This window comes from Paracoccus sp. (in: a-proteobacteria) (assembly GCF_035556475.1).
GTDB lineage: Bacteria > Pseudomonadota > Alphaproteobacteria > Rhodobacterales > Rhodobacteraceae > Paracoccus.
In genome coordinates this window covers 94,740-113,283 of sequence record NZ_DATMFA010000110.1, presented here as the reverse complement: position 1 = coordinate 113,283, position 18,544 = coordinate 94,740, and the positions used below count along the sequence as shown (strand labels likewise).

At 65.3% G+C, this 18,544-nt stretch carries 19 protein-coding genes; 9 read left to right on the top strand and 10 right to left on the bottom strand.

Features of this window, described 5'->3' with window-relative positions:
• Positions 1-51: 51 nt before the first annotated feature.
• Both VNQ78_RS15910 and VNQ78_RS15905 read left to right on the top strand, forming a co-directional pair.
• Positions 52-1,068, top strand: coding sequence for a hypothetical protein (locus VNQ78_RS15910; protein ID WP_325691512.1), 1,017 nt, complete (start codon positions 52-54; stop codon positions 1,066-1,068).
• An 83-nt stretch (positions 1,069-1,151) separates the two neighbouring features.
• Positions 1,152-1,319 (top strand): hypothetical protein, encoded by a 168-nt coding sequence (locus VNQ78_RS15905; RefSeq protein WP_325691510.1) that lies wholly within the window; start codon positions 1,152-1,154, stop codon positions 1,317-1,319.
• Here VNQ78_RS15905 and VNQ78_RS15900 read toward each other — a convergent pair.
• From VNQ78_RS15900 to VNQ78_RS15880, 5 genes are all read right to left on the bottom strand, one after another.
• Entirely contained in the window at positions 1,316-2,143 is an 828-nt protein-coding gene (locus VNQ78_RS15900) for an alpha/beta hydrolase (protein WP_325691508.1), read from the bottom strand. The genes VNQ78_RS15905 and VNQ78_RS15900 overlap by 4 nt on opposite strands.
• The gene (locus VNQ78_RS15895; RefSeq protein ID WP_325691505.1) at positions 2,143-2,931 is read right to left on the bottom strand and encodes an enoyl-ACP reductase; all 789 of its coding nucleotides are present in this window, start codon (positions 2,929-2,931) and stop codon (positions 2,143-2,145) included. The genes VNQ78_RS15900 and VNQ78_RS15895 overlap by 1 nt, the downstream gene beginning before the upstream one ends.
• Before the next feature lie 6 nt (positions 2,932-2,937).
• The gene (gene fabB, locus VNQ78_RS15890; protein WP_325691503.1) at positions 2,938-4,167 is read right to left on the bottom strand and encodes a beta-ketoacyl-ACP synthase I; all 1,230 of its coding nucleotides are present in this window, start codon (positions 4,165-4,167) and stop codon (positions 2,938-2,940) included.
• 22 nt (positions 4,168-4,189) lie between these two features.
• Complete coding sequence (gene fabA, locus VNQ78_RS15885) at positions 4,190-4,699, bottom strand: bifunctional 3-hydroxydecanoyl-ACP dehydratase/trans-2-decenoyl-ACP isomerase (protein WP_325691501.1); 510 nt, start codon at positions 4,697-4,699, stop codon at positions 4,190-4,192.
• A gap of 157 nt (positions 4,700-4,856) precedes the next feature.
• Positions 4,857-5,732 carry a glycosyltransferase family 2 protein gene (locus VNQ78_RS15880; RefSeq protein WP_325691499.1) on the bottom strand — a complete coding sequence of 292 codons (876 nt, stop codon included), beginning with the start codon at positions 5,730-5,732 and terminating at the stop codon, positions 4,857-4,859.
• A gap of 295 nt (positions 5,733-6,027) precedes the next feature.
• On the opposite strand from VNQ78_RS15880, the gene infC reads away from it, so the two are divergent.
• Genes infC through VNQ78_RS15855 form a run of 5 tightly spaced genes read left to right on the top strand, consistent with a single transcriptional unit; the run spans position 6,028 to position 10,622 of the window.
• A complete protein-coding gene (gene infC, locus VNQ78_RS15875; RefSeq protein ID WP_349255697.1) occupies positions 6,028-6,567 on the top strand; it encodes a translation initiation factor IF-3 in 540 nt (179 codons plus the stop codon).
• 9 nt (positions 6,568-6,576) lie between these two features.
• Entirely contained in the window at positions 6,577-7,038 is a 462-nt protein-coding gene (gene dut, locus VNQ78_RS15870; RefSeq protein ID WP_325691497.1) for a dUTP diphosphatase, read from the top strand.
• Between the two features lie 3 nt (positions 7,039-7,041).
• Positions 7,042-8,097 (top strand): molybdopterin-synthase adenylyltransferase MoeB, encoded by a 1,056-nt coding sequence (locus VNQ78_RS15865; RefSeq protein WP_325691495.1) that lies wholly within the window; start codon positions 7,042-7,044, stop codon positions 8,095-8,097.
• A 31-nt stretch (positions 8,098-8,128) separates the two neighbouring features.
• The gene (locus VNQ78_RS15860; protein ID WP_325691493.1) at positions 8,129-10,165 is read left to right on the top strand and encodes a M3 family metallopeptidase; all 2,037 of its coding nucleotides are present in this window, start codon (positions 8,129-8,131) and stop codon (positions 10,163-10,165) included.
• Positions 10,166-10,184: 19 nt separating this feature from the next.
• Positions 10,185-10,622 (top strand): hypothetical protein, encoded by a 438-nt coding sequence (locus VNQ78_RS15855; protein ID WP_325691491.1) that lies wholly within the window; start codon positions 10,185-10,187, stop codon positions 10,620-10,622.
• Positions 10,623-10,683: 61 nt separating this feature from the next.
• On the opposite strand, the gene VNQ78_RS15850 is transcribed toward VNQ78_RS15855, so the two are convergent.
• Positions 10,684-11,286: an SH3 domain-containing protein gene (locus VNQ78_RS15850; RefSeq protein ID WP_325691489.1), complete on the bottom strand. Its 603-nt coding sequence runs from the start codon at positions 11,284-11,286 to the stop codon at positions 10,684-10,686.
• 110 nt (positions 11,287-11,396) lie between these two features.
• Here VNQ78_RS15850 and VNQ78_RS15845 point away from each other — a divergent pair, with 110 nt between their 5' ends.
• On the top strand, positions 11,397-12,398 hold the full coding sequence (locus tag VNQ78_RS15845) for a D-glycerate dehydrogenase (RefSeq protein WP_325691487.1): 1,002 nt from the start codon (positions 11,397-11,399) through the stop codon (positions 12,396-12,398).
• A 136-nt stretch (positions 12,399-12,534) separates the two neighbouring features.
• Entirely contained in the window at positions 12,535-15,027 is a 2,493-nt protein-coding gene (locus VNQ78_RS15840) for an FAD-dependent oxidoreductase (RefSeq protein ID WP_325691485.1), read from the top strand.
• A gap of 184 nt (positions 15,028-15,211) precedes the next feature.
• Here the strand turns inward: VNQ78_RS15840 and VNQ78_RS15835 are convergent, their stop codons facing one another.
• The 4 genes from VNQ78_RS15835 to VNQ78_RS15820 form a co-directional block, all read right to left on the bottom strand.
• Positions 15,212-15,658: a GNAT family N-acetyltransferase gene (locus VNQ78_RS15835; RefSeq protein WP_325691483.1), complete on the bottom strand. Its 447-nt coding sequence runs from the start codon at positions 15,656-15,658 to the stop codon at positions 15,212-15,214.
• A gap of 157 nt (positions 15,659-15,815) precedes the next feature.
• Positions 15,816-16,094: an SH3 domain-containing protein gene (locus tag VNQ78_RS15830; RefSeq protein WP_325691481.1), complete on the bottom strand. Its 279-nt coding sequence runs from the start codon at positions 16,092-16,094 to the stop codon at positions 15,816-15,818.
• Positions 16,095-16,214: 120 nt separating this feature from the next.
• Positions 16,215-16,715: a DUF2244 domain-containing protein gene (locus VNQ78_RS15825; protein WP_325691479.1), complete on the bottom strand. Its 501-nt coding sequence runs from the start codon at positions 16,713-16,715 to the stop codon at positions 16,215-16,217.
• A 10-nt stretch (positions 16,716-16,725) separates the two neighbouring features.
• A complete protein-coding gene (locus VNQ78_RS15820) occupies positions 16,726-18,402 on the bottom strand; it encodes a cytochrome c oxidase subunit 1 (RefSeq protein WP_325691477.1) in 1,677 nt (558 codons plus the stop codon).
• Positions 18,403-18,544: the final 142 nt, after the last annotated feature.

Below are 18,544 nucleotides of genomic sequence, written 5' to 3'. Positions count from 1 at the left end.
CATGATCAGTGTAGCATCGCGCCCGACGGTCATTTTGAGCGAGTATTCCCGGTGCGTTACCTGCTTTTCATCTGCGTCCTTCTGGCGGCGCTTCTGTCCTTTTACCTCGCCTTCCGCTGGCGGGGCGCGGGGTGGATACCGCGGGTCGCGCTGGTTGCGGCGGGGCTTGCCGTTCTTACCTATGGTTCGTGGCGGATGATGCCGCAGGCCGCACCGGCCTTTGATACGGGCGAGGATGTGCGCCCGCTTTACGCGCAAAAGCGTGTCCTGCCCAAGGGGCCGATCCCGGTCTATCACCTTGGCCACAGCCTTGTCGGGTGCGACATGCCGGCGATGTTGGCCCAGCTTGCCGGCCATGACTATGCCCTCCAGCTTGGCTGGGGCACGGCCCTGCGCGAGCATTTCGAGGGCAGGCAGGCTATCAACGGCTTCGACAAGGAAAACGCGACGCCGAAATACCGCGATGCGCATGAGGCGTTGAAAAGCGGCGAGTACGCCGCCTTCGTGATGACCGAAATGGTCAATCTTCGCGATGCGATCCTCTACAAGGACAGCGCCACATTCGCCCGGAAATGGGCCGAGGAGGCGGTGGCCGGACGGCCGGATATCGAGATCTTCCTTTACGAGACATGGCACAGCCTCGATGGCGAGGAGGATTGGCTGAAGCGCCTGCCGGGCGATCTGGACGGGTTGTGGAGCCAGGTTCTGTGGCCCGCCGCGCGCGGGGCGGGGCGTCCGGTCTGGGTGATCCCGGCGGGGCAGGTGATGGCGCGTCTGGTAACGGAGGCCGAGGCGAACGGTGGTATCGCCGAACTCAAGTCACGCGAGGATCTGTTCGCGATGACCGAGGACGGCAAGCGGGACCAGATCCACCCGAACGATCTCGGGATCTATCTGGTCGCCCTGACGCATTACGCGGTGATCTATGGCAAGTCTCCGGTCGGGCTACCGCATGAATTGCTGAAGGCAGACGGCTCCCCTGCCGTCGCGCCATCCGCCGAACTGGCGCGGCGGATGCAGGAAATCGTGTGGGAGGTCGTGACCTCGCAACCATTGACAGGGCTGTGAGAAAAGGAACCGCGCGCCGGGTTTTCGCGTCTGCTTCCTGAAGGCGGCCTTGGGTCGCCACAAGACAGGAAAAGGAGAAGGCGATGAAACTTCTGTCGGCAGCCCTGCTTGGAGGCATGTTTCTGGCGCTAGCCGGATGCGGCGACAACCCGACCGAACGCGCGGCGACGGGCGGCATCGGCGGCGCGGTGGTCGGCGGGCCGGTAGGGGCGGTTGCAGGCGCGACCGTCGGCGCCGCGACCGCGAATTAGCGCATCAGGGCGAGCCAGTCGCGGATGGCGCGAAGCGCCTCCGGCTCGTCAAGAAAGGGGATGTGCCCACGGTCCGGCACTTCGGCAAAGATCATGTCGGGGCGGCGGCGGCGCATCTCCTCGGCCACTTCGGGGGCGAGGAGGTCCGAATTCGCGCCGCGGATCAGCGCCAGCGGCAGATCCCGCGCCGCATCGAAAAGCGGCCACAGGTCCACCCCCGGCCCCTCGAATGCCGCGAGGAACGAGTCGCGCAGTGCCGGGTCATAGGTGATCCTGAGCCCTTCGGGCGTTGCGTCGTAATGGCGGCGGCTTTCCTCGAGCCAGCGGCTCTCCGGCACATTCGCGAATTCGGGCATCAGCTTCGGGAATTTTTCGGCCAGCTCCTCATGGCTCCGGGCGGCGGGGTTGCGGCCGACGTAATCCTTGATCCGCTCCAACCCCGGTCGGTGCAGGACCGGGCCGATATCGTTGAGGCAAAGGCCGTGCAGGCGGTTCGCCGAAGTCGCGGCCAGCAGGAGGCCGATCAGCCCCCCTCGCGAGGTGCCGATGATCGCCGCCTGCTCCAGTTCCAGATGGTCGAGCAGGTCCAGCACGTCCCGCGCCTCCTGCTGGACGGTATAGCTGGGGCCGCCGGTCCATTCAGACGCGCCGCGCCCGCGATAGTCGGGACGGATCAGCCGCACATCGCCAAGATGCGGGGCCAGATAGTCGAAATCCCCGCCGGTCCGCGTCAGTCCCGCCAGCGCAAGGACGGGCATCCCCTCGCCCTCGTCGCGATAGGCGAGCTTCGCGCCGTCGCTCGCCCGGAAATGACGTGAGGCCATCAGAGGTTTTCCGACTGTGGCATCCCCAGGACGTGATAGCCGCCATCGACCAGGATGACCTCGCCCGTGGTGCATGCGCCCCAGTCCGAGCAGAGCCAGACCGCCGTGCCGCCGATCGCCTCGAGCGTCGCATTGGCGCGCAGCGGCGCGTTCGCCTCGGTATGGCGGAAGGTCTTGCGGGCGCCGCCGATGGCTGCGCCGGCCAGCGTCTTCATCGGGCCGGGGCTGATCGCGTTGACGCGGATCCCCTCGGGGCCGAGGTCATTGGCCAGATACTTGACCGCCGATTCCAGCGCCGCCTTGGCCACGCCCATGACGTTGTAGAAAGGCGTCACCCGGTTCGAGCCGCCATAGGTCAGCGTGATGATCGTGCCGCCCTCGTTCATCAACGGGCGGGCGCGGCGGGCCACGTCGACCAGCGAATAGCACGAGATGGTCAGCGAGTTCTTGAAGTTCTCGCGCGTGGTGTCAACAAAGCGCCCGGTCAGTTCGTTCTTGTCCGAGAAGGCGATGGCATGGACGAGGAAGTCGAGCTTGCCCCAGCGCTCGGCGATGCGGCCGAAACCCGCGTCGAGCGATGCGTCATCCGTGACATCCATATCGACAAGGAAATCCGAGCCGACGGATTGCGCCAGCGGCTCCACCCGCTTGCCGAAAGCCTCGCCCTGATAGGAAAAAGCCAGCTCTGCCCCCTGAGCGGCCAGCGCCTTGGCGATGCCCCAGGCAATCGAGCGGTCATTCGCGACACCCATCACAAGGCCGCGTTTCCCCTTCATCAAATCTGTCATGGTCGGTTATCCGATATACTTGGACAGCAGCATCGAACCGTTCGTGCCACCGAAGCCGAAGGAATTGGTCATCACCGTATCAAGTCCCGCGTTTTCGACAAGACGCGTGGCAATTTCGCCCTCATGGATCGCATCATCGAGGTTCTCGACATTGATCGAGGGCGCGATGAAGTCATTCTCCAGCATCAGCAGGCAATAGATCGCCTCCTGCGCGCCGGTGGCGCCCTGGCTGTGGCCGGTCATCGACTTGGTCGAGGAGATCAGCGGCGTCGAACCCGTGCCAAAGACGCGGCGCACCGCCTCGACCTCGCCCACGTCGCCAACCGGGGTCGAGGTGCCATGCGCGTTGATATAGCCGACCTTGCGGCCTTCCTGCAGGGTTTCCAGCGCGAGGCGCATGGCGCGTTCGCCGCCCTCGCCCGAGGGAGCGACCATGTCATGCCCGTCCGAGGTCGCTGCATAACCCGTCACCTCGGCATAGATCTTCGCGCCGCGTGCCTTGGCGTGCTCCAGCTCCTCAAGCACGATGATGCCGCCGCCGCCCGAGATCACGAAGCCGTCGCGGTTCGCGTCGAAGGCGCGCGAGGCCTTTTCCGGCGTGTCGTTGAACTTCGAGGACATCGCGCCCATCGCGTCGAAAAGGCAGGAAAGCGTCCAGTCCAGTTCCTCGGCGCCGCCGGCGAACATCACGTCCTGCCGGCCCATCGCGATCTGCTCGGCGGCATTGCCGATGCAATGCAGCGAGGTCGAGCAGGCCGAGGTGATCGAATAGTTCACGCCCTTGATGCGGTAAGCGGTCGAAAGATTCGCCGAGATCGTCGAGCTCATGCATTTCGGGACCGCGAAGGGGCCGATCCGCTTCGGCGAGCCCGAGGACAGCACCGTCTGATGCGCCGCGAACATGGATGAGGTCGAAGGCCCGCCCGAACCGGCGATCAGCCCGGTGCGCGGGTTGACGATATCGGTTTCCTCAAGCCCTGCATCGGCGATCGCCTGTTGCATGGCGATATAGGCATAGGCCGCACCCGGCCCCATGAACCGCAAGAGGCGCTTGTCGACATGCTCCTTGATGTCGAGCTTGACCGCGCCCGCAACCTGGCTGCGAAAGCCGTATTCCTTCATGTCCTCGTTCGCGGTGATGCCGGATTTTCCGGCCCTCAACGCGGCGAGAACTTCATTCCTGTCGTTTCCGATGCTGGAAACGATGCCTAGACCAGTGACGACGACGCGGCGCATGGGCGTTCTCCTGAATTCGAAGTCAGCTTTCCGATAGCGCGACTTTCATGTCCTTGACCTGGTAGATGACCTCGCCATCCGCTTCGACGCGACCATCCGCCACACCCATCGTCAGCCGGCGGGTCTGCACGGCCTTGGTGAAGTCGACATGATAGCGCAAGAGCTTGCGGTCGGGCCGGACCATGCCGGTCAGTTTTACCTCGCCGACGCCAAGCGCATATCCACGCCCCTGCCAGCCGCGCCAGCCGAGGTTGAAGCCGGTCAGCTGCCACAGCCCGTCAAGGCCAAGGCAGCCGGGCATGATCGGATTGCCGGGGAAATGGCAGGCGAAAAACCACAGGTCGGGGGTGATGTCGAACTCGGCCACGACATGACCCTTGCCATGCGCGCCAGCGTCGGCCGAGATGTCGGTGATGCGATCCATCATCAGCATCGGCGGCTCGGGCAATTGCGCATTGCCGGGGCCGAACAGCTCTCCGCGGGCGCAGGCCAGCAGATCTTCCTTGTCAAAGCTTGTCCGGGTCATCGTCATGCGCGTTCTGTCTCCCTCGATCCGACGTGGCGTAAACTTGGCAGCCGCATCGGGGAACCCGGCGCGAAACCTTTGGCAGGGTCTATCATTCACGCCGACAAAGGCGCAAGGGCCGGAGCTTTCGGCGCGGGGCCGTCCATCCTTTCGGCGGATTGGCCTAGAACCACTGTCCCGGTTCCATCAGCCCGAAATCCATGAGCTGCTGCGACTGCCAGCGGAAAGGCTGCGAGTTGCGCCAGGCGAAGGTTTCGATCCTGCTGCGCGAACCGGGATTGCGCGCCAGGGCCTTCGCCACCCGGAACGAGGCGACGGCGGCAGTCAGGTTGTGATGCCAGGGGCAGGAATAGGTGTTGTATTCGGCGATGTTGAAGCGGTGATCGGCCAGAAGGCGCAGTCCGGGCTGGCTGCAAAACAGCGAGATCCGGTCGATCCGGCGCTTGTCGGCGGGCACATGTTCCTCGAACCGCCAGCGCAGCCCGCCGTGGAAATCCAGTTGCCGTTCCAGATGCTTGCCGTCGCGGTCACGGCGACCCAGCGCGAAATATCCGGTGCGGTCGAACATCGCCTCGTTGATGCTGACCGCGTCGGGAAAGCGGTTCAGGTCGGGCGCATAGAGGTCGATCACATAGCTCAGCATCGCGCGCCGCCGTTCCTCGGTATGGAAGGCCAGCATCTCGCCCACGGTGCGGGTTTCCGAGAAGGGATAGAACAGGAACTCGGCGTTGAAGCCGTAATACATCCAGACATCGGGCGGCGCGGCATCGAGAACCGCATTGACCGCGGTTGCATGGGCCTCGGGGCAGCGCACGTCGAAGCGCAGGTTGACGATCCGGCCCTCGGGATCCTCGGGGATGACATGGGCCGGCAGCGGATCCGGCGACAGCGCGAGGATCAGCCGGAAGCCGCATTTCAGGTGATGCGAGAGGCTTTGCCCGACGGCGATCGCATCCTCGATCAGCAGAATGGCGATCGGGCCTTTCTGCAGGCGATCAGGCGAATTTCTCAGGAAATCGGCAAGCGGCATATGCGTCATGGGATCAAGCCCGGACCATGTCGAATGCCGCGCCCGCGGCCGAAGCGCGGCCCGCCCCGCCTCTTGTCGTCTCTGCCGGTCCGGTAAGGAACCGCATGGCGCACTCCGTCAGGATGATCCCTTTCCCCTCTATGGCATGGAGCCGCGACTATGGTAAAGTCGTCTTCAACCCGGCGGCGAATGACCCGCCAGGGACCAGCGAAACACCCGGTTTCAACGCGCGAATCCGGTTGAAATGGGCGTTTTGCAGGACTATCTAACCGCGCAAACACCTGGCGATATAAGGAAGACAGCCATAGCCCGCAGACCGCATAACGCTCCGCCCACCCGTGACACCGGCCCCCGCGTCAACGAACGCATCCGAGTCGCCGAGATCCGCCTGATCGGCGCAGAAGGCGAAAACATCGGTGTCGTGACCCCCGCACGGGGTCTGGAGCTTGCTCAGGAAGCCGGGTTGGATCTTGTCGAGATTTCGCCCAATGCCGTGCCGCCGGTCTGCAAGATCATGGACCTCGGCAAGTTCAAGTATGAACAGCAGAAGCGCGAAGCCGAGGCTCGGAAAAAGCAGAAGATCATCGAGATCAAGGAGATCAAGTTCCGTCCCGGGACCGATACCCATGATTACGACGTCAAGATGCGCTCGGTGATGAAATTCCTGGGCGAGGGCGACAAGGTCAAGGTGACGCTGCGCTTCCGCGGCCGCGAGATGGCGCACCAGCAGCTTGGGCTTGAACTTCTGAACCGCGTCGCAGGCGACGTGGGCGAAGCCGGCAAGATCGAATCGATGCCCAAGCTTGAAGGGCGTCAGATGGTCATGATGATCGCCCCGAGATAAGGCAGGGACATGGCAGCCGAAGTGACGATACTGGTTCTGCGCGAACCGGGCGCCGATCCGGCGCTGCCCTTGCCGGAATACCAGACCGCAGGCTCGGCCGGTGCCGACCTGCGCGCCGATCTGGGCGGCGAGGCGATTGAGCTTCAGCCGGGCCAGATCCGGCTGGTGCCCACGGGCCTGCGCGTGCAGATCCCCGAGGGTTATGAAATGCAGATCCGCCCGCGCTCCAGCCTGGCACTGAAGCATGGCGTGACGCTGCCGAACACGCCGGGCACGATCGACAGCGACTATCGTGGTCCGCTGGGCGTGATCATGGTCAACCTTGGCCAGCAGCCCTACACCGTCCAGCATGGCGAGCGGATCGCCCAGGCGATCGTCGCGCCGGTGACGCGCGCGCGCTATGTCATGGCCGAGGCGCTGGAGGATACCGCGCGCGGCGCGGGTGGCTTCGGCTCGACCGGCCGGGCCTGATTCATGCTTCTTCTGCTGACGATGGCTGCCGTGCTTGTCGCGGGGGCCATCCTTGGCTGGCCGCCCCTGCGCGGCTGGATCATCGTCGCGCTGCTCTGGCTGCTGGCGCTTGCCGCGCTGACCCTCGCACCCGGATCGGCGGCGGCGCGCGTCGTGGGCGGTGATCCGCGCCTCTGGCTTATCGGCGGAGGTGTCGCGGCGCTGATCCTCGGCTATCGTGCGATGCTGCGACAGTTGCACCGGAGGGCGAATCCCTTGCCAGAACCCCAATCCCCACCCGCGCCACCGACCGGCCCGCTCGCCGATGCCGAGCTGGACCGCTATGCCCGCCATATCGTTCTGCGCGAGCTGGGCGGTCCGGGTCAGTCAGCGTTGCGGCGGGCACGGGTGCTGGTCGTGGGCGCGGGCGGGCTGGGCGCGCCGGTCTGCCTTTACCTTGCGGCGGCGGGTGTCGGGCGGATCACGGTTGCGGATGACGACCGGGTCAGCCTCTCGAACCTGCAACGGCAGGTGATTTTCCGCAGCGGTGACGATGGCCGCCCCAAGGCCGAGGCCGCGCGGGGCGCGATGCTGGCGCTGAACCCGCATGTCGAGGTCGTGGCGCTGGACCGGCGGATCACGACCGGGGATGCCGAACTGATCGGCGGACAGGATCTGGTGATCGACGGCACCGACAGCTTCGCCGCGCGGCAGGAGGTGAACGCAGCCTGCGCCGCCGCCGGCGTGCCGCTGATCGCGGGCGCCATCGCGCAATGGGAGGGGCAGGTGACCGTCTGGGATCCGCGCCGCGACGCGCCCTGCATGGCCTGCATCTTTCCCGAAGCGCCCGCCGCCGGCCTTGCCCCCGCCTGTGCCGAGGCCGGGGTGGTCGGCCCGTTGCCGGGGGTCATCGGCTCGGTCATGGCGCTGGAGGCGATCAAGCTGATCGCGGGCGCGGGCGAGCCTTTGCGCGGGCGAATGATGATCTTTGACGGTCTCTGGGGCGAGCACAGGATGGTCAGGATCGCGCGCCGGGCCGATTGCCCGGTCTGCGGCTCTGGACATTTCCCGCTGGGGTGAAAGACTCGCGCCAACCGCAATGGAGGCGCGCATGAACCCCGAACTCACCCATTGGACCGGCCCGCTGGGTCTGCCCCGCTTCGACCTCATCCGTGACGAGGACTTTGCCCCCGCCTTCGACGAATGCCTGAAGCTGGCGGCCGACGCGGTCGAGGCGATTGCTGCCAATCCCGCGCCCCCGAGCTTCGAGAACACGGTCGCCGCGCTCGAGACGGCCGAGGATCCGCTGAACCGGCTCTGCGCGATCTTCTTCACGCTGACCGGGGTGGATTCCAACCCGGCGCGCGAGGATTTGCAGCGACAGATCGCCCCCCGCCTTGCGGCGCATGGCAGCAAGGTCAGCATGGATCCGCGGCTTTTCGACCGGGTCGAGGCGATCATGCAGGACCGCGACCAGCTCTCGCCCGAAGACCGGCGGCTGGTCGAGCTGACCCTGCGCGGCTTGCGTCGCGCGGGCGCCGGCCTGACCGGAGAGGCGCGCGACCGCATGGCCGCGATCCGCGAGCGGCTGGCGGTGCTTTCGACCGATTTTTCCCAGAATGTGCTGGCGGATGAGCGCGACTTCACCATGCCGATCCCTGATGCGGGGCTGGCGGGGCTGCCCGACTGGCTGGTTCGGGCGATGAAGGCCGCCGCGCGCGAACGCGGGATGCCGGGCCAGATCGTGACGCTCAACCGCTCGCTGATCGTGCCCTTCCTTGAATATGCCGAGGATCGCGCCCTGCGCGAGACCGCGTGGCGCGCCTGGACCGCGCGCGGCGACGGCACCGGGGCAGGGGGCGAAAAGACCGACAATCGCGGCATCGCGGCCGAGATCCTGAAGCTGCGCCATGAACGCGCCACGCTTCTGGGCTATGCCGATTTCGCCAGCTACAAGCTTGAGCCCGAGATGGCTGGGACCGCCGAGAACGTCGAGGCGCTGCTTTCCGAGGTGTGGACCGCCGCGAAACGCCGGGCCGAGGCGGATGCCGCGAAACTGGGCCAGATGCTCAATCAGGACGGGATCAACGGCGCGCTGGAGCCTTGGGACTGGCGCTATTACGCCGAGCGCCGCCGTCAGGCCGAGCATGAGTTGGACGAGGCCGAGATCAAGCCCTACCTGACGCTCGACGCGATGATCGGGGCGGTTTTCGACACTGCGCATCGCCTCTTCGGGCTGGAGGTGCGCGAGTTCGAGGCCCCGCTCTGGTCGCCCGATGTCCGCGCGTGGGAGATCACGCGCGACGGCAAGCAGATGGCGGTGTTTCTGGGCGATTATTTCGCCCGGCCCAGCAAGCGTTCGGGGGCGTGGTGTTCGTCGCTTTGCCAGCAGCACGGAATCGGCGCAGGCCAGCGCCCGATCGTCGTCAATGTCTGCAACTTCACCCCGCCCGAGGAGGCGGGCGCGCCGGCCTATCTGAGCTGGGATGACGCCCATACGCTGTTCCACGAATTTGGCCATGCGCTGCACCATATCCTGTCCGACGTGACCTGGCCCTCGATCTCGGGCACCTCGGTCGCGCGGGATTTCGTCGAACTGCCCAGCCAGCTTTTCGAGCATTGGCTGGAACAGCCCGAGGTGCTGGACCGCCACGCCCGCCATGCCGAGACCGGAGAGCCGCTGCCCGCCGCCCTGCGCGAGCGCATCCTTGCGGCGAAGAACGCCGGTCAGGGCTTTGCCACCGTCGAATATCTGGAAAGCGCGCTGGTCGATCTGGCCTTCCACCGGGGCGAGCCGCCCGCCGATCCGATGGCGCGTCAGGCCGAGGTTCTGGCCGAACTGGGCGCGCCATCAGCCATTCCGATGCGCCACGCGACACCACATTTCGCGCATGTCTTTTCCGGGGATGGCTACTCCTCGGGCTATTACAGCTATATGTGGTCCGAGGTCATGGATGCCGACGCCTTCGAGGCCTTCATGGAAAAGGGCGATGCCTTCGACCGCGAAACTGCCGAAAAGCTGGAACGCTGGATCCTGTCGCGGGGTGATTCTGCCCCTGCGGACGAACTTTGGTTGAAATTCAGGGAACGAAAACCGGGGGTTCACGCTTTGTTGAAAGGACGCGACCTTATGGAAGTTGCTTCCTGAAACAACGGGAGAACTCGACATGACCAAGACGAAGACCCTTTACGCCCTCGCCGCTGCCGTTGTGCTGGGCGGGCTTGCCGCTTGTGACCAGGCCGGGCCCGTGACGCCCGAGGATACCCCGGGTCCGGTGGCGCAGTCGAGCGCATTGAACGGCACCTATAATCTGCTGCGCTCGGGATGTGGCGATCCGAACAGCGACAAGAGCCTCGTCATCGACGGCAACAGGTTCATCTTCCCCGCCGCGACCTGCACCGTCGTAAGCTCGGAACAGCAGGTCAACCAGACCCGCGTGACCCTGGCCTGCGAAGGCTCGCCCGCCGCCGGAAACCGGGTGGTGGACCTGCAGATCCGCAATGACGGGACGCTGCGGATCTCGGAGAACTCGATCACGCTGACCTACTTCCAGTGCATGAAGGCTGCGGCCAGCAGCAGTTCACTGGCCGGTCAGGCCATGTGACGGGCGCGACGAACGCCAGACGAACGGGTCGCCCCGCGGGCGGCCCGCTACGGCCCCCTGGTCACTCGCGGGTTTCGTCCGCGTCGACACCCCAGATCGCGGATTTGGGCACCCAGCCCTTTTCCCCGCCGCCCGAGACGCGGCACCATGTCGGATTGCATTCATGCAGGCGGACGATCGCCCCGGCCTCGGCCCGCGCGACGACATTGCTGTGTTCGTCGGGTTTGGCCAGCAGTTCCAACATGTCCTTGCGCACGATGGCGGTGCGCACGCCCGACAGCAGCGAGTAATGGACCCAGCCACCCGCGCCGTCCTGATCCTCGACCCGGCGCCAATGCCCGAATTCGGCGACGACGCGCAGCGGCATCCCGGCATGGCGAAACACCCAGTCGATCCGGTGCGAGAGGCTCGGGCCGCGGCGGGCATTGCCCTCGCCCCCCTTGAGGCTGACATAGCGCGGAAGCGGCAGGTTGGTGACGGAGCCGCGCCCCGGCTCGGGTCCGCCATCGGGGTGGCGGCTGATCTCGGCATCGGCCGAGACGGCCGGAATCTCCTTGGCGTCCAGCGTTTCGCCCGGATCGGTTGCCTGGGCCACGGCCGAACCCGCCAGCCACGTCGCTGCGGCAAGTGCCGCCGCACTCTGCCAGAGCACTCTGTCAATCATCTGCCCGTCCTGCTTTTCCGGGACCTTGTGCCTGCCCCGCATCGCATGCACTTTGCCAAAGGCCGTCCGGTTTTGGAAGAGAGGTCGGCCCCAAGGGGAGGACAAGCGCGATGTCAGCGGCGGAAAAGCGACGCACCCGGCTGAGGGTCACGGTGACGCGGCGGTTGCCCGAGGTGGTCGAGGCCCGCATGGCCGAGCTCTTCGAGGTCGTGCTGCGGGACGAGGACACCAAGCTCTCACGCGAGGAACTGGTGGCCGCGATGCAGTCGAGCGACGTCCTTGTCCCGACCGTGACCGACCGGATCGACACCGGGATGCTGTCTGAGGCCGGTGACAGGCTGAAGCTGATCGCGAATTACGGCGCGGGCGTCGATCATATCGACGTGCAGGGCGCGCGGCAGCGCGGCATCCTCGTCTCGAACACGCCGGGCGTCGTGACCGAGGACACGGCCGACATGACCCTTGCCCTGATCCTCGCCGTGACCCGCCGCCTGCCCGAGGGCATGGCCGAGATGCAGGCCGGGCGTTGGGAGGGCTGGGCGCCCACATTGCATCTGGGCGGGCGGCTTGGCGGGCGCAGGCTTGGCATCCTCGGCATGGGCCGGATCGGGCAGGCGGTCGCGCGGCGCGCCCGCGCCTTCGGCTTGCAGATCAACTACCACAACCGCCACCGCCTGCGCAGCGAGGTCGAGGAGGAGCTTGGCGCGACCTATTGGGAAAGCCTCGACCAGATGCTCGCGCGGGTCGACATCATCAGCGTCAACGCACCGCACACCCCCTCGACCTTCCACCTGCTGAACGCGCGGCGGTTGAAGCTGCTCAAGCCGACGGCGGTGGTCGTCAACACCTCGCGCGGAGAGGTGATCGACGAGAACGCCCTGACCCGGATGTTGCGCGCCGGGGAAATCGCGGGCGCCGGCCTCGACGTGTTCGAGCGCGGGCATGAGATCAACCCCCGGCTGCGGCAACTCCCGAACGTGGTGCTGCTGCCGCATATGGGCTCGGCCACGGTCGAGGGCCGGGCCGAGATGGGTGCGAAGGTCATCTTCAACATCCAGACCTTCGCCGATGGCCACAAGCCGCCGGACCTTGTGCTGCCCTCGATGCTGTGACGGTCGCGACTGTTTCATGGGCGAATTGCGACATGTCGCTTTTCGGCCGGGAAATGTCGCGGACAGCCTCTCGGCCGGGCACGGCTCTGCCACAAATCGCCCCTAGGACCAGCCCGCGCAAAAGGAGTCGCTTGCCATGAAAACCCATGTGAAGGCCCTGGTGGTCGGAGGCGGGGCCGTCGGTTGCGGCATCGCGCTGCACCTCGCACGGGCGGGCTGGGATACGCTGCTGGTCGAGCGGGACGAGCTGACCGCAGGCTCGACCTGGCATGCGGCGGGCCTGCTGCCGCTTTTCAACATGGGCTATGCGACGACCCATATCCACGACTATTCGGTCAAGCTCTATGCCGAGCTTGAGGCGCAGACCGGCCTGAACGCCGGCTTCACCCGCTGCGGCAACCTGCGCATGGCCCAGACCGACGCGCGGATGGATGAATACATGCTGTATTCCGCCACCGCTGAGACGGTCGGGATCGAGCATGAGTTCCTGACCCCCGCGCAGATCAAGGAGCGTTGGCCGCTGGTCCGCACCGAGGATCTGAAGGGCGCGCTGTTCCACCCGACCGACGGCTATATCAACCCGGCAGACGTGACGCAGGCCATGGCCAAGGGCGCGCGCATGGCGGGTTGCACGATCGAGCGCAGAATCCAGGTGAACGGCTATTTCTGGACCGGCGACGAATGGATCGTCACCTGCGAGCGGATGGTCGAGAAGGGCGGCAACCTCGTCCCATCGGGCGAGGTGTTCGAAATCCATGCCGAGCATGTGGTGACCGCGACCGGCAACCACGCGCAGCGGACCGCGCGGCTTCTGGGCATCAAGATCCCGGCGATCCCGGTCGAGCACCAGTATATCGTGACCGAGCCCGACCCGGCGCTGGTCCAGTGGCGCGCCGCGGGCAACCCGGAGCATCCCGTGCTGCGCGACGCGGACGCCAAGTGGTATGTGCGCGAGGAACGCGGCGGCTGGATCCTCGGCCCCTATGAGCGCAATGCCCCGGCGCGTTTCCTCTATGACGTGCCCGAGAGTTTCCGCGCCGACCTCTTCCCCCTCGATCTGGAGCGGATCGAGGAGGAATACATGTCGATGATCCACCGGCTTCCCTCTTCGGAAACCGTGGGCCTCAAGGACGATTTCAACGGCCCGATCTGCTATACGCCCGACGGCAATCCGCTGGTCGGCCCGGCGCCTGGCCTACGCAACATGTGGCTGGCCGAGGGCTTCAGCTTCGGCATCACGGCGGCGGGTGGCACGGGCCACTACCTCGCGCAGATGATGACGCAGGGCGAGGCCGAGATCGACATGGCCGCGCTGGACCCCCGCCGTTTTGGCGGCTGGATGACCACCGAATATGCCGCGAAGAAGAACGAGGAAGCCTATGAGCATGTCTTCGTCCTGCACCACCCGGATGAAGAGCGCGAGGCATGCCGCCCGCTGCGCACCGCCCCCGCCTATGACCGCCAGATCGCGGCAGGCGCCCAGATGGGGCAGGTGAACGGCTGGGAGCGTCCGAACTATTACGCGCCCGCCGGCTTCGACGATCACGCGAGCCGCAGCTTCCGGCGCGGCGGCTGGTGGGAATACGCGGCGAGCGAGGCGAAGGCGATCCGCGAGAGCGCGGGGCTGATCGACGCCTCGGCCTTCGCCAAGCATCGTGTCTGCGGCGCGGGGGCGACCGCCTTCCTCGACTGGCTGACGACGAACAAGCTGCCCAAGGTGGGCCGGATCAACCTGACCTACGCGCTGACCGAGGCCGGGACCACGCGCACCGAATACACCATCGTCCGACTGGCCGAGGATGACTATTACCTGATCTCGGCCGGGGCATGGGCGGATTACGACGGCGACAACCTGAGGAAACTGGCCGAGGACAAGGCGGCCAAGTTCGGCGCGATCACCGTGCAGGACATCACCACGCAATGGGGCGTCTTTGCCCTTGCCGGGCCTGAAAGCCGCGCGATCCTGAACGAGATCGTGCGCGATGCCGACCCGACCACGGTGCTGGGCAACAAGCGTTTCCCCTGGCTGACGATGCGGAATATCGAACTGGGTATGTGCCCGGTCCGCGCCATCCGCGTCGCCTATACCGGCGAACTCGGCTGGGAATTGCATCATCCGATCGAATTTGGCCGCTATCTGTGGGATCTGCTGCTCAAGGCGGGCGAAAAGCATGGGCTGAAGCTGGTGGGCGCGCGGGCGCAGAACTGGCTCCGGCAGGAGAAATCCTATCGCGCCTTCGGCACCGAACTGGGCCGCGACGCGACACCGCTGGAGGCGGGCCTCGACCGCTTCGTCGATCTGGAGAAGGACTTCCGCGGCAAGCAGGCGATGCTCGACAAGGGCATCCGCTCAAAATGCGTGACCCTGCTGATCGACGGCCCCGCCGATGCCGATCCCTGGGGCCGCGAGGGGCTGTTCCTGCCCGATGGCACCCGGGTCGGGCGCCTGACCTCGGGCGGCTGGTCGGCGGCTTTCGGCAAGTCGATCGGCATGGGCTATGTCCGCCCGGATCTGGTCGAGCCGGGAACGAAGCTGAAAGTGCGGATGCAGCGCGAGTTCTGGGATGCGGTCGTGACCGAGGACAGCCCCTACGACCCCCAGAACCTGAAGATCCGCGTCGACGGCTGAACCCCTCCCCCTGCCGTCGCGCAAACCGGCCCGGTCGCTGACCGGGCCTTTTTCCTGTATGCATGGTTTGCGCGTGTCGCTTTGTGGTTTCAGGCTGAGCCGCGAGGCCGAAGGCTAAGACTAGAACAGGGGATCCGTTTAGCCGGTAAGTGCAAGACACGGGGGGAGGCGAAGATTTGAGCCCTTAGCTACCGTTCCAGCGATAATATGTGATTGGATGGCCTGTGCGCGGATGCAGGCTCTCGCGCTCTGGAATAAGCCCCTCGCGTTCGTAGAAATGCCGCGCCCGCGCGTTCTTGGTGGTGGTGAACAATGTGAATCCGTCCTGCATGACGGTCTTGGCATGGTCCAGCAACCGCTTCCCCAATCCGCAACCCAAATATGACGGGCTGACGAATAGCTCAGCGAGATAACTTTCCTCGGGCCTCAGGGCAACGAAACCGGCTATTTCTCCGCCGTCAACAGCGACCGTCACCACCCAGCCCGAAGCCAGTTCTTCGTCTACACGCGCTCGGAGGACTTCATAGGATGGCATCTGGGGCGGCCCGACATCGGGCAAGCTTGCGCTTGAATGCCAGACCTTCGCGATCTGGTCGCGTTCATTCTCTCTGGTCCCGCGCAGTTCAAACAATGGTCGTCATCCTTGGATGGTTAGCTTCATGCAGAATCAACTCCGCGATCAAGCGACGGCAGGGATGTCCTGAAGCAAGTCATGCACTGATGGCAGCAATGTTCCGCATGTCTGCCGACCGAAACTCAGGACAGTGCCAGCGGGCCGAAACTGGAAATCAGCGATCCGACAGGTAATCCGCTGAAACGTAGCCCGACACACCGGGCTTGTCGGTGAGCGAGACCAAGCACCAGGGTTTGCCGGCTGTCGTCACGCAGCTATGGCGCGTGAGGCGTGTTCCGTCGGGAAGGCCGAGGATGATCTTGTAGTTGAGACCCGGACCCTCGCGGAGCTTCAGAAGGTCGTTCGGTCCGGCACCCTTGACCACCGTGCCGCCACTGACTGCGCAGCCGGCGACGATCATGAGGGCGAGAAGTGCAGCAAAATTTGTTCGCATTGTCTGACCTGACCTGAATCGCTTTCGGTATCACTACGTCACCGCCGCTGCAAAAGACAGCAGGCAGGAACCCGATGCGCGGATACACGGAACAAGGCGCCGAGAGTCGGCTGCGTTCCCTCACCGCCGCAGCGTCGCCAGCCGTTCGTCCAGCTCGTCATGCAGGCTGCGCCGCTCCTCGGGCGAGAGGAAGGCGCCCAGCTCGACCTCGCGCCGGCCGTCGGTCAGGACCAGATAATCCTCGATTGGGCCGCCGTCGCGCAGGGCCGCCCGCACCCAATAGGGGTTGGTCCGCCAGATCCGGTCGGGACGGCCGTGATCGGAACGGGTCAGCGTAAGGTCGGCGCGCGTCATCACCAGCACCTCGCCCAAGGGACCGCTGCGATAGCTGCGCTGGATCGCCTGCCACAGCCCCCAGATGGCCAGCAGCGCAAAAGGCAGCATCACCCAGAGCGCAAGCGAGCCGAGCACCGCCAGCAGGGGCAGGGCGAGCCCGCCGGCGGTCAGCGCGATCACCCAGACGAAACCCTTTGGCGGCAGCGAGTGATGGGGCCACACCTCCAGCCGAAAAGAAACGGCCCCGGAATGCTCCGGGGCCGTGTCGTGCCATTGATAGGGCATCGCGCTGCGGTCAATGCGCGTGGCTGCGGTCCCAGTCCTCGGGCCGGGGCAGCGTCTCGAACGTGTGTTCGGGCGGCGGCGAGGGCAGGGTCCATTCCAGCGTATCGGCGTGCTCGTTCCAGTAGTTCGGGACATTCACCCGCTCACCCCGGAACAGGGTGTAGAAGACGACGCCGATGAAGAACAGGAAGGACGCGAAGGAGATATAGGCCCCGATCGACGAGATGTTGTTCCAGAACGCGAACTCGACCGGATAGTCGATATAGCGGCGCGGCATCCCCTGACGGCCCAGGAAGTGCTGCGGGAAGAAGATCATGTTCGAGCCGATGAACATGGCGAAGAAATGCACCTTACCCGCCCATTCCGGGTATTGCCGGCCCGACATCTTGCCGATCCAGAAATAGACGCCGGCGAAGATCGCGAAGACCGCGCCGAGCGACATGACATAGTGGAAATGCGCCACGACATAATAGGTGTCGTGATAGACGCGGTCGAGCGGGGCTTGCGACAGCACGACGCCGGTGACGCCGCCGACGGTGAACAGGAACAGGAAGCCGAAGGCCCAGAGCATCGGCGTCTTGAACTCGATCGAGCCGCCCCACATCGTCGCGATCCACGAGAAGACCTTGATGCCCGTGGGCACGGCGATCGTCATGGTGGCCAGCATGAAATAGCTCTGCTGGGTCAGCGACATGCCGACGGTATACATGTGGTGCGCCCAGACGACGAAGCCGAGGATGCCGATCGCGGCCATGGCCAGAACCATCGGCAGATAGCCGAAGATCGGCTTCTTGGCGAAGGTGGCGATGACGTGGCTGATGATGCCGAAGCCGGGCAGGATGATGATATAGACCTCGGGATGGCCGAAGAACCACAGGATGTGCTGGTAGAGAATCGGATCCCCGCCGCCTGCCGGGTCAAAGAAATGCGTGCCGAAGTTGCGGTCCATCAGCAGCATGGTGATGGCCCCGGCCAGCACCGGCAGCGCCAGCAGGATCAGCCAAGCGGTGATGAAGACCGACCATGCGAAAAGCGGCACCTTGAACAGCGTCATGCCCGGCGCGCGCATGTTCAGGAAGGTGGTGATGATGTTGATCGCGCCGAGGATCGAGGACGCACCCGAGACGTGGACGGCGAAGATCGCGAGGTCCATCGAATAGCCCGACTCGGTGGTCGAGAGCGGCGGATAGAGCACCCAGCCCACGCCCGAACCGGGCTGGTCGCTGCCCCCCGGCGCGAGAAGCGAGGCGATGCCGAGGCAGACGCCGCAGACATACATCCAGTAGCTGAGGTTGTTCAGGCGCGGGAAGGCCATGTCCGGCGCGCCGAGATGCAGCGGCATGAAATAGTTGCCGAAACCGCCGAAAAGGGCCGGGATCACCACGAAGAACATCATCAGGACGCCGTGATAGGTGATCATCACGTTCCACAGATGGCCGTTCGGCGTGCATTCCGCCGAGGCATCGGAAATGAATCGCATCCCTTCGAGGCACATGAACTGTACGCCCGGATGCTGCAGCTCCATCCGCATGTAGACGGTGAAGGCGACCGAGATCAGGCCGACGACGCCGGCCGTGAACAGGTACAGGATGCCGATATCCTTGTGGTTAGTCGACATGAACCAGCGGGTGAAGAAGCCGCGGGTGTCATGCTGGTCTCCGTGGCCGTGAACGGCTGCGTCTGCCATGCTGAACTCCCTAAACATGCGCGAGGCCGACCGTTCAGGCCGACGGACTCGGCTCAACTTCTAGAACACAATCTTGCGACCGGCAACGCGCAGCTTGCGCATCAGGGCACTGGAAGTGCAGCCGAAAGGCAGTCCCCCCGGG

What these genes read in the sequence shown, in the direction of transcription:
- VNQ78_RS15905 (WP_325691510.1), top strand. Translation starts at nt 1,152, where the DNA reads ATGAAACTTCTGTCGGCAGCCCTGCTTGGAGGCATGTTTCTGGCGCTA.
- VNQ78_RS15900 (WP_325691508.1), bottom strand. Translation starts at nt 2,143, where the DNA reads ATGGCCTCACGTCATTTCCGGGCGAGCGACGGCGCGAAGCTCGCCTAT.
- VNQ78_RS15895 (WP_325691505.1), bottom strand. Translation starts at nt 2,931, where the DNA reads ATGACAGATTTGATGAAGGGGAAACGCGGCCTTGTGATGGGTGTCGCG.
- fabB (WP_325691503.1), bottom strand. Translation starts at nt 4,167, where the DNA reads ATGCGCCGCGTCGTCGTCACTGGTCTAGGCATCGTTTCCAGCATCGGA.
- fabA (WP_325691501.1), bottom strand. Translation starts at nt 4,699, where the DNA reads ATGACGATGACCCGGACAAGCTTTGACAAGGAAGATCTGCTGGCCTGC.
- VNQ78_RS15880 (WP_325691499.1), bottom strand. Translation starts at nt 5,732, where the DNA reads ATGACGCATATGCCGCTTGCCGATTTCCTGAGAAATTCGCCTGATCGC.
- dut (WP_325691497.1), top strand. Translation starts at nt 6,577, where the DNA reads ATGGCAGCCGAAGTGACGATACTGGTTCTGCGCGAACCGGGCGCCGAT.
- VNQ78_RS15865 (WP_325691495.1), top strand. Translation starts at nt 7,042, where the DNA reads ATGCTTCTTCTGCTGACGATGGCTGCCGTGCTTGTCGCGGGGGCCATC.
- VNQ78_RS15860 (WP_325691493.1), top strand. Translation starts at nt 8,129, where the DNA reads ATGAACCCCGAACTCACCCATTGGACCGGCCCGCTGGGTCTGCCCCGC.
- VNQ78_RS15855 (WP_325691491.1), top strand. Translation starts at nt 10,185, where the DNA reads ATGACCAAGACGAAGACCCTTTACGCCCTCGCCGCTGCCGTTGTGCTG.
- VNQ78_RS15850 (WP_325691489.1), bottom strand. Translation starts at nt 11,286, where the DNA reads ATGATTGACAGAGTGCTCTGGCAGAGTGCGGCGGCACTTGCCGCAGCG.
- VNQ78_RS15845 (WP_325691487.1), top strand. Translation starts at nt 11,397, where the DNA reads ATGTCAGCGGCGGAAAAGCGACGCACCCGGCTGAGGGTCACGGTGACG.
- VNQ78_RS15840 (WP_325691485.1), top strand. Translation starts at nt 12,535, where the DNA reads ATGAAAACCCATGTGAAGGCCCTGGTGGTCGGAGGCGGGGCCGTCGGT.
- VNQ78_RS15830 (WP_325691481.1), bottom strand. Translation starts at nt 16,094, where the DNA reads ATGCGAACAAATTTTGCTGCACTTCTCGCCCTCATGATCGTCGCCGGC.
- VNQ78_RS15825 (WP_325691479.1), bottom strand. Translation starts at nt 16,715, where the DNA reads ATGCCCTATCAATGGCACGACACGGCCCCGGAGCATTCCGGGGCCGTT.
- VNQ78_RS15820 (WP_325691477.1), bottom strand. Translation starts at nt 18,402, where the DNA reads ATGGCAGACGCAGCCGTTCACGGCCACGGAGACCAGCATGACACCCGC.